This window comes from Pseudomonas sp. LBUM1670, assembly GCF_059695695.1.
The window spans coordinates 3422884-3438337 of record NZ_CP166783.1 but is presented as its reverse complement, the minus strand read 5'-3'; the positions used below and the strand labels follow the sequence as shown (position 1 = coordinate 3438337).

Here is a 15454-nt window from a genome sequence, read left to right as displayed (position 1 = left end):
GCGGGCTTGCTCGCGAAGGCGGAGTGTCAGCCGACATCATGGTTGCCTGATACACCGCCTTCGCGAGCAAGCCCGCTCCCACAGGTTTTACAGTGGTGTGACCTTAGATCATGCCCCATGACTTTTAATGGTTACAGCCCCGCAAACCTGATGCGCAAAGTCATGCAGTGACCGGCAATACGCATGTGGCGGCGCCGATGGTGCCCGAGAAAGGCGCCGATCTGATATTGCAGGACGCCTAATTTCATCGACACCCTTTATCAAAAATGAATTTCCGCCGAGCCCGCTGCTCATACCTGTAAGCAGCGGATTTGAACCCGCGAAATCATTAGGCGATCAGGGAGTGGCAAAGTCATGTGTCCAGTATCGATGGCGGGCGAGCACCTTCCAGGCGGGTTGATTCTTGTGGTTGAAGATGACCCGCTGATCCTGGAGTTTCTCTGCGAAATTCTTCAGGAGGAGGGTTTTGTAGTTGAACCGCAGACCAGCGCGGATGCGGCGGCGGTTTACCTCGAACAGCACGCAGGTAATGTGGTGTTGTTGCTCACAGACATCACCATGCCCGGCAAACTCAATGGCGCGGACCTGGCCAATCTGTTCGGCGACCGCTGGCCGGACAAGCCGATCATGATCATGTCCGGCTTCGAAACGCCGCAAACTTCCGGTGTGAGGCATGAGGTTTCCTTCATCAAGAAACCCTGGGCGCTTGGGCAATTGCTGGATTGCGTGGAAGGTGCATTGAGATCGCACCGCACCCTGTAGGAGCTGCCGCAGGCTGCGATCTTTTGATCTTCGCTTTTAAGGTCAAAAGATCGCAGCCTGCGGCAGCTCCTACACGGGTCGTGTACATTGCTGACAAACCCGCCCGGCTCTTGCAAAAGGACGCTCATCCTTGTCAGCTCAACATTCGGTTTTCAACAAGCCTTATCGCGCCTTTCTGTTTGATATGGACGGCACCGTCCTCAATTCCATCGCCGCCGCCGAGCGCATCTGGACCACCTGGGCCTTGCGCCACGGGGTGGATGTCGAGTCTTTCCTGCCGACCATTCATGGCGCTCGGGCCATCGACACCGTCAACCGCCAGGCCTTGCCGGGTGTCGATGCCGAGGCTGAAGCGGCGTGGATTACCCAAGCGGAAATCGATGACGTCGAAGGGATTGTCGAAGTGGCCAGTGCGGCGAATTTCCTGACGTCATTGCCGGCCAGTCAGTGGGCCATCGTGACGTCTGCGCCCAGGGCACTGGCGCTGCGACGGATGGCGGCGGCGGGGATTCCCGAACCTGTGGTGATGGTGACGGCGGAAGATGTCAGCGCCGGCAAACCCGATCCTGCGGGTTATCGATTGGCGGCGCGACGGTTGGGTGTCGAAGTGACCGATTGCCTGATCTTCGAAGATGCCACGGTGGGTATTCTCGCGGCGGAGGCGGCAGGGGCAGACTTGTTGATCATCACCTCGACCCACGAACATCCGATCGAAACGTCGCATGCGACGATGGTCAGTTATGACTCAGTCAACGCCCAACTCGACCCCACCGGCCTGATCCGCCTACGCACAATCTAAAATGTGGGAGCGGGCTTGCTCGCGAAGGCGGAGTGTCAGTCAACAATAATGTCGACTGATACATAGCATTCGCGAGCAAGCCCGCTCCCACATGGGTATGTGTTTGACTAATACACCCCGGGAATCAACCGCCAGCTATGGCTGCAATACACCTCATATTCACTGCCGAACTGCGCACGCAGCAGCGCTTCTTCGGAGTGAATGCGGGCGATCAGCGGGATCACCGTCAGCGCTGCCAACACCAGGCCAACGCCGGAACGAAACGCCAGCGCCCAACCCAGGGCAATGACCAACATCCCCAAATAACTGGGGTTGCGCAACGTTCGATAAATTCCATCAGTGACCAGTCGGTGCCCCGGTTGAATCGCCACCAGCCCGCTGAAACGCTTGCCCAGCACAAACACCGGCCACATTCGCAATACGCCGCCGACGATGAACAGCAACGCCCCGAGCCAGCGCACGCCTTCCCCGCCAAAGGTCCAAAAATCGATTCGGTCGGTGTAGGCCGGTAAAAAACCGCTCAATATCCCGATCACCCCGAAGGCCGGCAGCACCCAGCGATTGGCCCGGTCTTCCCGTTCGCCCGAGCTGAGATTGACCTCGGTGAACAGCGACGCGATCACCATCGCCAGGGTCGCCAAGGCAACGACCACCAACGCCGCATGCGAGAAAAACGCGGCAAATCCGCCCAACCCCCACACCGCGAGCCCGAGGTAGGCGAGGGTGCTCACGATGGCGAAAAATGCCAGCCTGGCCGAGATTTTCATCCGCACCTCCACACGTGAATCTGACACCCATCATTGTAGGAGCTGCCGCAGGCTGCGATCTTTTGATCTGGTTTTTAATACCGAGGATCAAAAGATCGCAGCCTGCGGCAGCTCCTACGAAGTGGCTTCGGAACGGGCGTTGCGCCTAATCACCTGAGGCGGCTGCCCGAACGCCCGAAGGAAGGCTTCACGCATACGCCGGCGATCACTGAAGCCGGTTTCGGTGGCGATCTGATCGAGGTTCAGTCGCCCGCGTTCCAGCATTTGCCGGGCGACTTCCAGGCGCAGGTTCTCGATGGCCTTGGCCGGCGACTGGCCGGTTTCGGCGCGAAACGTCCGGCTGAACTGGCGCGGGCTGAGCCTCGCCACGTTCGCCAGTTGTTCCACCGACAACGCGTCGGCGAGGTGTTCCCGGGCGTAGCCGAGTACGGTCTGAATGCGGTCGGATTTCGGCTCCAGATCCAGCAGCGCCGAATGCTGGGACTGACCGCCCGCCCGCCGGTGGTACATCACCAGTTTCTGCGCCACGGAACGGGCGAGTTCGGCGCCGTGATCCTTTTCGACCATCGCCAGTGCCAGGTCGATACCGGCCGTCATCCCGGCTGAAGTCCAGATCGAACCGTCAACCACGTAGATGCGGTCCTCTTCCACCTTGATCGACGGAAACCGCGCTTGCAGTTCCCGCGCATAAGCCCAGTGCGTGGTCGCCCGCCGTCCCTCGAGCAAACCGGCCTGGGCCAGGACGAATGCCCCGGAGCAAATTGACGCCGTACGTCGCGCGGTTTTAACGCTGGCGCGCAGGTAATCCAATACACCCTCGGGCGCCTGCTTGAGGATGGCATCGCCGCCGACCACGATCACCGTATCGAACACCCGCTCATCGAACGCCTGGGTGCCGACACTCAAACCACCGGACGCACGCAAGGTACGGCCGTCCTCGGACAGTACGCTGACTTCGTAAAGCGCTTCGCCAGCGCTGAAGTTGGCGTACTCGAACACCGGCATGGCCGCCAGCGCCATGGACTGGAAACCCTCAAACACCACAAACGCCACGGAAGTCATTGCTTGGCCCTCAAAGGACATGTCCTTAAAACGTACTTTAAACGTCATTTGAGACGAGCGTGAGTGCATTTATAACTGTTCACACCCGGCGAATACCTCGCCTCACTGTAAAGGACACTGAACATGGCTCTCTCATCCAAAGGTACCGCGCTGATCACGGGCGCTTCTTCCGGCATCGGCGCGGTCTACGCCGACCGTCTTGCGCGTCAGGGTTACGACCTGATTCTGGTCGCTCGCAACCAGGCCAAACTCAATGCCCTGGCCAATCACCTGAGCAACGAAACCGGGCGCGCCGTGGAAGTCGTCGCTGCCGATCTGAAAGACACGGCCGATCTGCGCCGAGTCGAAGGGATTTTGCGCACGGACGCCAGCATTACCTTGCTGGTCAACAACGCCGGGGTCGGCGCAGTCATGCCTTTGCTGGGCAGCCCGGTGGATGACATGGAAGACATGATCACCCTTAACGTCACCGCACTGATGCGTCTGGCCTACGCCGTGGCGCCCGGGTTTGTCGCCCGTGGCAACGGCACGGTGATCAACATCTCCTCGATCGTGGCGATCGCGCCGGAAATTCTCAACGGCGTGTACGGCGGGACCAAGGCGTTCGTTCTGGGGTTGAGCCAATCCATGCACCATGAACTGGCCGACAAAGGCCTTCGCATTCAGGCCGTACTGCCTGGCGCCACCGCCACCGATTTCTGGAGCGAGGCTGGCAACCCGGTGGAAAACCTGCCGCAGGAAATCGTCATGACTGCCGAGGACATGGTCGATGCCGCGCTGGCAGGGCTTGCGAATGGCGAAGTGGTGACCATTCCGGGACTGCACGACGGCGCGCAGTGGGATCGTTACGAAGCCCAGCGCAAAACCCTGTCGGGCTTGTTCGGCAACGCCGCGGCGGCACCCCGTTATCGCTGAAACGGCAGGCTCGGGCCAGGGTGATCTAAGCTTGGATAAGGACCGTTCAACACCGGCTTGTTGAAAACCTCGACAAGTCGGTGCGCGCCCGAGGAACCCGACATGCTTCACATCAGAACCCCCCTGATCCTGCACCCGGGCTTGTCGACCCCCACCCGGCGGATCTGGCTCAAGCTGGAAAACCTGCAACCCAGCGGCTCGTTCAAACTGCGTGGCATGGGGCTGTTGTGCAGCCAGGCAAAGGCCGCGGGCAAGCGCAAGGTGGTCTGTCCTTCGGGTGGCAACGCCGGTTTCGCCACCGCTGTCGCGGCGGCCAGCCTGGGGTTGCAAGCCTGCATCGTGGTGCCGCACACCACCCCGGAAAGCACTCGCGCGAGGATTCGCAAAACCGGTGCCGAAGTGATCGTTCACGGCAAGGTCTGGGACGACGCCAATCAGCGGGCGAAGGAGCTTTCACAAGGGGCAGGCACAGAATACGTGCCTGCCTTCGATCATCCGGTGTTGTGGGAAGGTCACAGTACGATGATCGATGAGATTCTCGAGGACTGTCCTCAAGTCGATACGCTGGTGACGTCGGTGGGGGGCGGTGGTTTGCTGGCAGGCCTTCTCACGGGATTGATTCGGCATGGCCGTATGGATTGCCGGATCGTCGCTTGCGAAACCGAGGGTGCGGCGTCTTTTTCGGCTGCGATCAAGGTCGGGCATCCCGTCAGGCTTTCGCGCATCGACACCGTTGCCACCTCGCTCGGCGCGGCTCAAGTGGCTGCCTGGCCAGTGCAACACATCCTCGATTTTCCTCACCAGTGCGTGGTGCTCGGTGATGACGAAGCGATCATGGGCGTGGTGCGTTACGCCAACGATTTACGTCAGTTGGTTGAACCGGCGTGCGGTGTTTCGTTGGCCATCGGCTATCTGGACCACCCGGCAATTGCCGATGCCCATGACGTGGTGATCGTGGTCTGCGGTGGCGTCAGCATCAACGCACAACTCGTTGCCGGATGGGCGCGTTCATCCGCTGAAGGCGCAAAGTAGCCGGAAAGCGAAGCAGGACCGTAAACGCCTGGCCAGGTGTCACAAGCCCCGCCGCGAGGGTTTCAGCCTTCATTGCCCGGCAGCGGTGCCGTCCTGGATCAGAATGGCTCTGGCCAGGTCTTCGTCGCTGGCGTTCAGTCCGGGATTGTCCTGGCGGATCTGCTGCATGACCGATTCCAGATACACGCCACGAATCGCACCGCCACTGGCCACGAAGCTGGAGGCGTCATCCCGGGCGGGGATCATGAGTTTGTCGTCCTTGAAGGTCGAGTACAGCGAAGCAGAAACCCCGGCCGAGGTGGCCACATCGCCCGCATCCACTTTCGCGAGAGCCGAACCGAAGGGTAAGCACAACACAAGGGAAGAGATGATGATCAGGCGGCGCATGACGGTTTCCTCCGAAAGCGTGAAGCGTAAAGGAAGTACCACATAATTTAGGATACGCGGCGACTGTCAGGAGTTCCTTGCGGTACGAACTATCACTTCAACCAGCCGCCGCGGATCTGCCAGGCAGGCCTCGTCGCCTTTAAAAGATCGCAGGCTGCGCCAGCTCCTACACCGACTGCATGCAGCCGGAATTCATCGGGTGCTCGCGCCCCCTGTAGGAGCTGCCGCAGGCTGCGATCTGTTGATCTTCATATCAATTCACTGCCCGTTCCGTTCGAGATCGAGCGCCTGCACAAAACCCTGAGCAAGGCAGTTACCCCGGCACGTTTTGACCGACCGACGATCAGTGTCCGCGCGTCCCCACGCCATGAGGGCTATGCTTTGCAGAGTGCCCATTGCAATGGGAGACCTCTGATGATCAACGTACGCACAGCCCGCATGCTGGCCGAGTACAAACGCTGGGCCGATCAGCAGCTCTTCGACAGTCTGGCTGATTTGCCGCCGGGCGAGGTCAACAAAACGCGGGTCTCGGTGTTCAAGAACATGATCGGCACCTTGAACCACATTTACGTGGTGGACTGCATCTGGAAGGCTCACCTCGAAGGCCGGGGACACGGCTTCAAGACCTCACACGATCTGCTGCATCCCGACCTCGCCGATCTGCGCCTGGCGCAAAAGGACATCGATCACTGGTACTGCGACTGGAGCGAATGGCAGACCGAGGCATCGCTGGAAAAACCCGTCGAGTTCACGTTTGTCTCGGGCGAAAGCGGCACCATGAGCGCCGGCGCGATGCTGCTGCACGTGGTCAATCACGCCAGTTATCACCGTGGCTGGGTGATCCAGATGTACTTCGACATTCCGGCCATGCCGCCGATGACGGACCTGCCGATTTTCCTGCGCGAGACCGATCCGGGCTTCAACTCGGTCAATGCCCCGGCAACGGCGCCGACATGTGTCGGGCTATTCGCGAGCGCAACCAACGTTCTGCCGGATCGTTATCGTTGACCCCGTTCCACACCATCGACAGCTCGGACAGCACGATGTCAAACGGCGGGTCGTCGGCTCGCAACTGGCTGCTGCCTTCGATCAGCGCACTCGCGGCGTAATCCGGCACCGTGGCGAGCATGTCGGTGCCGGCCAGCAGGGCGCGTAGCCCGGCGAACTGCGGCACCGCCAGCACCACGCGGCGTGAGCGACCAATGCGCGCCAGATCGTTGTCGATGGCGCCGGTCAGGTCCCCGGAAAACGACACCAGCGCGTGCGGCCGTTCGCAATAATCATCCAGCGTCAGGGCACCGGGACGATTGTCGCCGCGCAGGATCTTCACGCTCAGGTCCCGCAGTTTCTTGCGCTTGGCGTTGGCGGGCAGTTCCGTGGTGTAGCTGATCCCGACGGAAATCTCCCCGGACGCGAGCATGGAGGACATCAGCAGGAAATTCACCCGCCGGACCACCACTACGACGTTCTGTGCCTCTTCGCGGATTTGCTTGAGCAGCGGCGGAAACAGGCCGAATTCAGCGTCGTCTGACAGACCGATGCGAAACACGTCGCGGCTGGTGGACGGGTCGAAATCCTTGGCCCGGCTGACCGCGCCGGAAATGGTATCCATCGCCGGCTGCAACTCTTTAAGAATCTGTAGCGCGCGCTGGGTTGGCTCCAGCACTCGACCGTTGCGCACCAGCAGCGGGTCGTCGAACAGATCGCGCAACTTGGCCAGTGAGGCACTGACGGCAGGCTGGCCGAGGAACAGCTTTTCCCCGGCCCGGGTCAGGTTCTTTTCGAACATCAGGGTTTCGAAAACCACCAACAGGTTCGTTCCACGCGGCGCAGGTCGTTGCGGTTCATGGCGGGGCTACTCGTAGGTGTCCGGGATGACTTGACCAGTTCACCCCTTGTAGTGGGAGGATTTACTGTGGTGAGGGGATTTATCCCCGTTCGGCTGCGCAGCAGTCGTAAATCCTGTGCACGCGGTTTTCCTGAATGACCGCGGTTGCAGGTTTTAGGGCCGCTGCGCGCCCCAACGGGGATAAATCCCCTCACCACAACGGCAGTGGCTACTCGATTGGATCGAGTTGGTCCAGCGCCCGGTTCACCGACAGTTCCCCCAGCATGATCACTTGCGCGATGCCCAGCAGGGTGTTGCGACTGGTGCCGTGCGTGCGATCCGCCAGGTCCATGGTCATGACATGGGCGGAGGCCAGCGATTAGCACGCATTGCCCAACAGGGTTTCGACATCGATTTGCGGGTCGATGACGTACATCGTGCACGGTCTGCGCGGGGTGGCCCGGATGTCGGCGTAGGACGGGATGCGGTCCGAGGTTTCTTCGGGTTTTTCCGGGTCGAAGTTTGCGGAGAAGGATGTCGGATCGGTGTCTGGCGGGTTGGGCGTTACTTTGGGCATCGATGGAACTCCTTACGTCATTAACAGGGGGAGACCATCACTTTCGCTACCAAACGAAGGGTGGCGGCCATGCGCAGGTTGGTAGACCGGGACGTAAGGAAACCGGCGCGCCCGAAGACGCCCTGTGCATGACCACCATAATGCAGTTCGAATAAACGCTGCGAATCATGATGCTTTGCACCTTACTATCACCCGGGCTACCAAACCCGATCGCTGTTTTTCAGCGACCGGCAAACGATAGAACCCGGGCCCAAGGCGCACAAGCCGGCGGTTTCTGGCGTAACCGTAGGCAATGACGCAAGGCGCTGTAGCTTTCATCAAGTTACCTACAGCGCTTTTAAACACGACACTTCAAGCAGCGTTTAAACACGATCCAATTGTGGGAGCGGGCTTGCTCGCGAAGGCGGTGGGTCAGTCGACATTGATGGTGCCTGACACACCGCTTTTTCGCGAGCAAGCCCGCTCCCACAGGGACTGCATTAACTGACGGGCATCGGGATCATCCGCCCTGTCTTAGGTGGCCGAACCCGGCTCGGTCAGCACCTTCCTGAACGTCTCCACCAACGGCCGCAAATTGATCCGGTGCCACGCCGCCCACAGCGGTGTGGTAAAGGCGATCCACGGCACTTCCCGCAGCACCACGCCCGGTGGCGCATTTCGGCTCAGGCCTTTCTGAATCATTGCGATCCCCAGCCCCGACGCCACCAGCCACAGCGCGGTGAAGGGTTCGGTCGCTTCCATGCGGATGTCCGGGGTGAAACCGGCGCGGATGCAGGCGCTGACGAAGTCTTCGCGGCTCGCACAGTTCTGTCGATGTTGCACGCCAATCCATTCCTGATCGGCCAGGTCTGCCGGGGTCAATGTCGTTTGGCGGGCGAGGGGATGGTGCTCGGGCAGGGCCAGCAGCATCGGGTCGTCGAGCACCTGAAAACCCAGCAGGTCCGGATCGTCGGCGACGGGCGGTTCGCTGACCAGCGCGATATCAAGGCTACGCTGACGCAGGCCTTCGAGTTGTTCGGCGGAGCTGAGGTTGTATAGCGCGACATGCACGTTCGGCCGGTCAACGCGAAGTACTCGCAGGGCATTCGGCAACACACCGGCATGCATGGCGTTTTCGATGTAGCCGATGCACAAGCCGCCTTCTTCGCCGCGACCCAGGCGCTTGCCGAGGGATTCCAGGCGATTGGCGTGGGTCAGCAGGGCGCGGGTTTCGGCGAGAAAGGTCTGGCCGTCGCGGGTCAGGCGAATGCGCTGCTGGCTGCGTTCAAACAGGGTCAGGCCCAGCCGTTCCTCTAGCTGGGCGATCTGCCGGCTCAGGGGCGATTGGGAAATGTGCAGGCGTTCGGCGGCGCGACCGACGTGTTCTTCTTCAGCAACGGCAACGAAGTAGCGCAATTGGCGGATGTCGATCATGTCAGACCTATAAGGACTCAAGTACTGCATATTATGTCTTGGACGGTCCGACCTCGGCAATCTAGGATTTGCTCATCGGTCATTTGAACTGACCACTGACACGAAGAGGCATCACCCATGAGCTTGAAAGACAAACTGCCCGGCGCGCTGGGTTTCGGCACCGCCCCGTTGGGCAACATGTTCCGCGCCATTCCGGAAGAACAGGCGATGGCCACCGTGCACGCTGCCTGGGATGCCGGCGTGCGTTATTTCGATACGGCGCCGTTTTACGGTTCGGGCCTGTCGGAAATTCGCCTCGGTGCCGCACTGGCCCGATACAACCGCGACGACTACGTCCTGAGCAGCAAGGTCGGTCGGGTGATTCTCGATGAAGTCGAAGACGCCGCTGCCCGTGATCTGGGTGAGAAGAGCGGGGTGTTCGAGCACGGTCGCCCGAACAAGATCGTCAACGACTACAGCGCTGACGCGACGCTGCGTTCCATCGAAGACAGCCTCAAGCGTCTGCAAACCGATCGGCTGGACATCGTTTGGGTGCACGACATCGCGCAGGATTTCTACGGCGATCAATGGCTGGAGTACTTCAACCAGGCCCGCACCGGTGCCTTCAAGGTGCTGACCCGCTTGCGTGAAGAAGGCGTCATCAAAGGCTGGGGCCTGGGTGTGAACAAGGTCGAGCCGTGCGAATTGACCCTTGATCTGACCGAAGCCCAACCGGACGGTTTTCTGCTGGCGGGCCGCTACACGCTGCTGGATCACGACCGTGCCCTGCAACGTTTGATGGACGCGGCGTTGGCGCAGAACGTCGAGATCGTGGTCGGCGGTCCTTACAGCTCGGGCATTCTGGCCGGCGGCGCGCACTTCGAATACCAGAAGGCGAGCCCCGCGATCATCAATAAAGTCGAGCAGATCAAACGCATCGCGGCGGCCCATGGCGTCGACATCAAGGCCGCTGCGTTGCAGTTCTCTCTGGCTAATCCTGCCGTCGCGGCGGTGATTCCGGGGTCCAGCCGTCCGGACCGGATTGCTGAAGATGTCGCGGCGTTGTCGGCGGTGATTCCCGCTGCGTTCTGGCAGGCCATGCGCGAGGCTAATCTGGTTTCTGAGCGAGCGCCGTTGCCAGGTCAAAAGATCGCTGCCTTCGGCAGCTCCTACAAAGGCGGTGCAATATGAAAATTGATTTGAGCGGAAAACTCGCCATTGTCAGCGGCAGCACCGCCGGCATTGGTCTTGGCATCAGCAAGGCACTGGCCGAGTCCGGCGCCACGGTGGTGGTGATCGGGCGCGAGACGGCCAAGGTCGAGCAAGCGCTGGCGAGCATTCGCCAGAGCGTGCCGGGTGCACAGTTGCGTGGTTTGACCGCAGACCTTGGCACCGCTGAAGGCGCCGAGCAATTGTTCGCCGCCGAGCCGCGCGCCGACATCCTGGTCAACAATCTTGGCATCTTCAACGCCGTGGATTTTTTCGATACGCCGGACAGCGAGTGGACGCGTTTCTACGAGGTCAACGTGATTTCCGGTGTGCGCCTGTCGCGGCATTACGTGCCGGAGATGGTCAAGCAGGGCTGGGGTCGGGTGATCTTCCTCTCCTCGGAATCCGGGATAGCGATTCCGGCCGACATGCTCAACTACGGCGTGACCAAAAGCGCCAACCTCGCGGTGTCCCATGGCTTGGCCAAGCGGTTGGCGGGCACTGGCGTGACGGTCAATGCGATCCTGCCCGGCCCGACGTTGACCGATGGTCTGGAGCAGATGCTCCAGGACGCCACGGCCGAATCGGGGCGCAGCGTGCGGGAAGAGGCCGATGCGTTCGTGCGCAAGGCCCGGCCGACGTCGATCATCCAGCGCGTCGCGGATGTCGAGGAAGTTGCCAATCTGGTGGCCTACATTGCTTCGCCGCTGTCGTCAGCTACAACCGGCGCAGCCCTTCGAGTCGACGGCGGTGTCGTCGACAGCATGGCGATCTGATTTTTTTTGATTGAGAGAACTTACATGGCAACGGCATCAGCGTTTATCGATATCCCGGCTTCGGCCGACAAGGTTTGGCAATTGATCGGCGGCTTCAATTCGCTGCCGGACTGGCTTCCGTTCATTCCCAAAAGCGAACTGAGCGAAGGCGGGCGTGTGCGCAGTCTGCAAACGGCGGATGGGGCAGTGGTGGTTGAACGGCTGGAGGCGTTTGATAATGCCGGGAAGACGTATAGCTATTCGATTTTGCAGGCGCCGTTTCCGGCGACTGATTATCTGGCGACTATTCGCGTTGAAGCGCAGGAGGAGGGCGCGCGGGTGACCTGGTCGGGTCGGTTTGAACCGGTTGGTGTGAGTGAGGAGGAAGTGGTGGCGTTGTTTGCCGGGATCTACCAGGGCGGCCTTGAAGCCCTGCGTGCCAACTACCCAACCTGAAAAACACCAAAAATCCAATGTGGGAGCGGGCTTGCTCGCGAAGGCGGAGTGTCAGTCAATAATGGGTCGCCTGACACCCCGCTTTCGCGAGCAAGCCCGCTCCCACATTGTTCTTCGGTGTTATGGAAATCGGGTCAGCTCTGGGAAATCAAACTCTGCCGACAATCGAGCACCAACCGCGCCCCTCCCAATTCGCTTTCACCCACCTCAAGCGTAAACCCATGCAGGCTGACAATCGCCGCCACAATCGACAAACCCAGCCCGAACCCGCTTTGCTGATTGCCGCCCTCGGCGCGATAGAAGCGCTGGAACACCGCTTCCCGTTCGGTCGGCGCAATGCCGGGGCCGGAGTCGAGCACTTCGATCCGTGTATGCCCACCCTCATTGATTCCCCGCAAAACCACCTCGCCACCGGGCGGTGTGAATTTGATCGAGTTGCTCAGCAGGTTCGCCACGGCTTCGAACAGCAGCGCCCGATCGCCGTTCAGCGCAGGCAACGATTCGGGCAATTGCAGCTTGAAAACCAGTTCGTCTTCCTCCGCCAGCGGCAGATAAAAGTCGTGCAGTTCCTGCAACAACGGCACCGGGTCGAGTTGCACAAAACCGGAACGCCGCTGCCGGTCTTCCAACTCGGAAATTCGCAGCAAACCGCGAAAGCGCGCCATCAGGGTATCCGCTTCGACGAGCACTGAATCGAGTTGTGTCGCTTCTGTCGACCCTTCGCCCGCCTGTTGCTGCATGCGGTACAACTGCGCCCGCAAGCGGGTCAGCGGCGTGCGCAGGTCGTGGGCAATGTTGTCGCACACACCCTTGACCTCATTCATCAAACGCTCGATGCGTTCGAGCATGGCGTTGACGATGGCGGCGAGCATGTCCAGTTCGTCGCGGCGATTGGACAGCGGCAAACGTCGGGTCAGGTCACCGGCGACAATGGCCTCGGCACTGGCCTGAATCCCGCGAATGCGCCGCAGCGGCCGACGGCGCAACAGGTGCCATCCGACGATGCCCGGCAAAATGGTCAGGGTCACGCCCCAGAACAACGCGTGAAGGATGATCCGGGTCACGGCGAACAGCGAGCCGTTATCGCGCACCAGAATCAGCCAGAGACCGTCCCGTGTCTGGGTCGCCACGGCGTCGCAGCTGTCGACGGGCAGGGTCGGGTCGTCGGAGTCGGCGCAGTCGCTGAGCATGTGAATCTTGCCGTCCAGCGGCAAACCTTTAGGAATGTGGCGCAGGGCACCGCTGAGGTAGCGATGTTCGGCATCGAACAGGCCATAGGCGTCGAGGCCGCGAATGTCGAAGGTCATGCTGACGGCGAGGGCGTCCACCAATTGTTCGCCGGAAAAGCGCGAGAACAAATGCTGACGTTGCATCAGCGAATGCTTGGCCAAATTGTCCAGGTAAGCGGACACCTCGTAATACATGACCCCCATGAGAATCCCGCTCCAGAGCACGAACAGCGAACTGTAGAGCGCCAGCAAGCGGCTGCTGGAAGAACGCCAGCCTTTAGAGGGGTTCGGCAATGACATAACCCGAGCCTCGCACGGTCCGAATCAGTGGGGCATTGCCGGGCGGGTCGATCTTCTTGCGCAGGCGGCCGATGTGCACGTCGATCAGGTTGGTGCCAGGGTCGAAGTGATAACCCCAGACCTCTTCGAAAATCATCATTCGCGACAGAATCTGCCCGGTGTTGCGCATCAGGAATTCCAGCAACTTGTATTCGGTGGGCAACAGCGTCAGCAGTTGTCCGTCGCGGCTGGCCTCGTGGCTGATCAGATTCAATTCCAGATCCGCGACCCGCAGCGTGGTGGCCTGGGCGGTCACGGTGTTCTGCCGACGCAGCAGGACTTCGACACGGGCGGCCATTTCATCGGTAGCAAAGGGTTTGGTCAGGTAATCGTCACCACCGGCGCGCAAACCGCGCACGCGCTCATCGACATCGGAGAGGGCGCTGATCATCAGGATCGGCGTCGCCACGCCCATGGTCCGCAGCGTCGTGACAATCGCCAGGCCATCCAGCCCGGGCAGCATGCGGTCGAGCGTAATCAGGTCGTAATTGCCGCTGACCGCGCGCTCAAGACCTTCGCGGCCATTGTCGACCCAATCCACGTCGAGGCCATGGCTGCTCAATTCGGCGACGATTTCCCGGGCGGTCACGGCGTCGTCTTCGATGGTCAAGATGCGGGTCATAGGTTGGCCTGATTAAAAGTTCACAGCGGTGTGCGGCATTTTGCCAATAAATGATCGCAGCCTTTTTAAATAAAACTTCATACAAAGCGAAAAGATCGCAGCCTGCGGCAGCTCCTACGAAGGATCGCGTTCTAAAAATGTAGGAGCTGCCGCAGGCTGCGATCTTTTGATCTTCTACGGGCAATGCATAAAACCCGCTGATATTGACAGTTCGTTGCAATTTGCATGGATTTTTGAAGTTCAAAATTTATAAAGCATTGAAGCATAAGGATTTATTTAAAGTCGGCGACTGGCACGGTGACTGCAATTACTCATATGACGAGTTGTAACAACATCTTTCCTGCCTGGAGCGACATAACAATGAATAGATCCTCTGATGGTTTCTATCCGGCCGCGGAAGAATCAAGCGCGTTGTCGGGCGTTTCCTGGGGTGCGATTTTCGCCGGGGCCGCTGCTGCGGCGGCGTTGTCGTTGATCCTGGTGCTGCTCGGTGTCGGTCTCGGTTTTTCAGCGGTTTCCCCTTGGGCCCATGAAGGCGTAAGCGCCAAGGGCCTGGGCATTTCAACAATCATTTGGCTGGCCGTGACCCAAATCGTCGCCTCCGGGCTGGGTGGCTACATCGCCGGTCGCCTGCGGGTGAAGTGGGCGAACATGCATGGCGATGAAGTCTACTTCCGCGACACGGCGCACGGTTTTTTGGCCTGGTGCGTAGCGACGCTGGTGACTGCGACGCTGGTCGTCGGTTCGGTCAGCAGCATTGTCAGCGGAGGTGTGCAGGCCGGTGCGAATGTTGTCGGTGGTGCTGCAAGTGCCGCGACTCAGGCGGCTGGCACCGCAGCCGGTAATACCAACAGCGATCAGTACGGCTATTTTGTCGACAGTCTGTTCCGCACCGATAACCCGGCCGCCGTCAGTGATGACGCTGCTCGCGGCACTGTGACCCGCATCTTCGTGCGCTCGCTGAGCAACGACGGTCAACTGGCTGCCGAAGACCGCACGTATCTGGCGCAACTGGTGGCTCAACGGACCAACCTCACTCAAGCGGACGCAGAACGTCGTGTCGATGAAGTCTATGCCCGCGCCCAAAAAGCCGTTGCGGACGCGAAACTGGCCGCCCAGCAAGCCGCTGACACCGCCGCCAAAGTGGCTGCATGGACGTCGCTGTGGATGTTCATCGCGCTGTTGATCGGTGCGTTTTTCGCCAGCTTCGCCGCTACATTCGGCGGTCGTCGTCGGGATGCCGTGGTGTATCTGGAAACCGATGCTTACGTGACCGCCGCCCCTGTTCGCTAACTCTGGAGAATTATCATGCGCTCATTACTG

General features: G+C 60.3%; 15 protein-coding genes and 2 pseudogenes. 9 read left to right on the top strand and 8 right to left on the bottom strand.

The genetic code is table 11. From position 1 onward, the window contains the following. The first annotated feature begins 354 nt into the window (after positions 1-354). Positions 355-762, top strand: a complete 408-nt coding sequence (locus ACA073_RS15655; RefSeq protein WP_497397521.1) for a response regulator — start codon at positions 355-357, stop codon at positions 760-762. A gap of 130 nt (positions 763-892) precedes the next feature. Then, positions 893-1561: an HAD-IA family hydrolase gene (locus tag ACA073_RS15650; protein ID WP_497397519.1), complete on the top strand. Its 669-nt coding sequence runs from the start codon at positions 893-895 to the stop codon at positions 1559-1561. A gap of 107 nt (positions 1562-1668) precedes the next feature. Here ACA073_RS15650 and ACA073_RS15645 read toward each other — a convergent pair whose 3' ends face one another. Together ACA073_RS15645 and ACA073_RS15640 are read right to left on the bottom strand one after the other, a co-directional pair. After that, the gene (locus tag ACA073_RS15645; RefSeq protein WP_497397517.1) at positions 1669-2328 is read right to left on the bottom strand and encodes a methyltransferase family protein; all 660 of its coding nucleotides are present in this window, start codon (positions 2326-2328) and stop codon (positions 1669-1671) included. A 114-nt stretch (positions 2329-2442) separates the two neighbouring features. After that, the gene (locus ACA073_RS15640; RefSeq protein ID WP_497397515.1) at positions 2443-3390 is read right to left on the bottom strand and encodes a GlxA family transcriptional regulator; all 948 of its coding nucleotides are present in this window, start codon (positions 3388-3390) and stop codon (positions 2443-2445) included. A 123-nt stretch (positions 3391-3513) separates the two neighbouring features. Between ACA073_RS15640 and ACA073_RS15635 the strand changes: the two genes are divergently transcribed. After that, positions 3514-4305, top strand: a complete 792-nt coding sequence (locus tag ACA073_RS15635) for an SDR family NAD(P)-dependent oxidoreductase (RefSeq protein ID WP_497397513.1) — start codon at positions 3514-3516, stop codon at positions 4303-4305. A gap of 102 nt (positions 4306-4407) precedes the next feature. After that, complete coding sequence (locus ACA073_RS15630) at positions 4408-5337, top strand: pyridoxal-phosphate dependent enzyme (RefSeq protein WP_497397511.1); 930 nt, start codon at positions 4408-4410, stop codon at positions 5335-5337. A 69-nt stretch (positions 5338-5406) separates the two neighbouring features. Here ACA073_RS15630 and ACA073_RS15625 read toward each other — a convergent pair whose 3' ends face one another. After that, a complete protein-coding gene (locus tag ACA073_RS15625) occupies positions 5407-5724 on the bottom strand; it encodes a DUF2388 domain-containing protein (protein WP_497397509.1) in 318 nt (105 codons plus the stop codon). 414 nt (positions 5725-6138) lie between these two features. On the opposite strand from ACA073_RS15625, the gene ACA073_RS15620 reads away from it, so the two are divergent. Further along, a complete protein-coding gene (locus ACA073_RS15620) occupies positions 6139-6732 on the top strand; it encodes a DinB family protein (protein ID WP_497397507.1) in 594 nt (197 codons plus the stop codon). Here ACA073_RS15620 and ACA073_RS15615 read toward each other — a convergent pair. The 3 genes and pseudogenes from ACA073_RS15615 to ACA073_RS15605 form a co-directional block, all read right to left on the bottom strand. Further along, positions 6653-7572, bottom strand: a pseudogene (locus ACA073_RS15615) (LysR substrate-binding domain-containing protein). The gene ACA073_RS15620 and the pseudogene ACA073_RS15615 overlap by 80 nt on opposite strands. Positions 7573-7781: 209 nt before the next feature. Further along, positions 7782-8129, bottom strand: a pseudogene (locus tag ACA073_RS15610) (DUF6124 family protein). A 513-nt stretch (positions 8130-8642) separates the two neighbouring features. Further along, entirely contained in the window at positions 8643-9542 is a 900-nt protein-coding gene (locus ACA073_RS15605) for a LysR substrate-binding domain-containing protein (protein ID WP_497397505.1), read from the bottom strand. 117 nt (positions 9543-9659) lie between these two features. Between ACA073_RS15605 and ACA073_RS15600 the strand changes: the two genes are divergently transcribed. From ACA073_RS15600 to ACA073_RS15590, 3 genes are read left to right on the top strand one after another with little or no spacing between them, the layout of a single operon-like run. After that, positions 9660-10712, top strand: a complete 1053-nt coding sequence (locus ACA073_RS15600; RefSeq protein WP_497397503.1) for an aldo/keto reductase — start codon at positions 9660-9662, stop codon at positions 10710-10712. After that, positions 10709-11506 carry an SDR family NAD(P)-dependent oxidoreductase gene (locus ACA073_RS15595; RefSeq protein WP_497397501.1) on the top strand — a complete coding sequence of 266 codons (798 nt, stop codon included), beginning with the start codon at positions 10709-10711 and terminating at the stop codon, positions 11504-11506. Before ACA073_RS15600 ends, ACA073_RS15595 begins: the two co-directional genes overlap by 4 nt. Before the next feature lie 24 nt (positions 11507-11530). Continuing rightward, positions 11531-11941, top strand: coding sequence for an SRPBCC family protein (locus ACA073_RS15590; protein ID WP_497397499.1), 411 nt, complete (start codon positions 11531-11533; stop codon positions 11939-11941). 134 nt (positions 11942-12075) lie between these two features. On the opposite strand, the gene ACA073_RS15585 is transcribed toward ACA073_RS15590, so the two are convergent. Both ACA073_RS15585 and ACA073_RS15580 read right to left on the bottom strand, forming a co-directional pair. Next, a complete protein-coding gene (locus ACA073_RS15585; RefSeq protein ID WP_497397497.1) occupies positions 12076-13470 on the bottom strand; it encodes a sensor histidine kinase in 1395 nt (464 codons plus the stop codon). After that, positions 13448-14131: a response regulator transcription factor gene (locus tag ACA073_RS15580; RefSeq protein WP_497397495.1), complete on the bottom strand. Its 684-nt coding sequence runs from the start codon at positions 14129-14131 to the stop codon at positions 13448-13450. The genes ACA073_RS15585 and ACA073_RS15580 overlap by 23 nt, the downstream gene beginning before the upstream one ends. 360 nt (positions 14132-14491) lie before the next feature. Here ACA073_RS15580 and ACA073_RS15575 point away from each other — a divergent pair, with 360 nt between their 5' ends. Further along, a complete protein-coding gene (locus ACA073_RS15575) occupies positions 14492-15424 on the top strand; it encodes a hypothetical protein (RefSeq protein WP_497397493.1) in 933 nt (310 codons plus the stop codon). Positions 15425-15454: the final 30 nt, after the last annotated feature.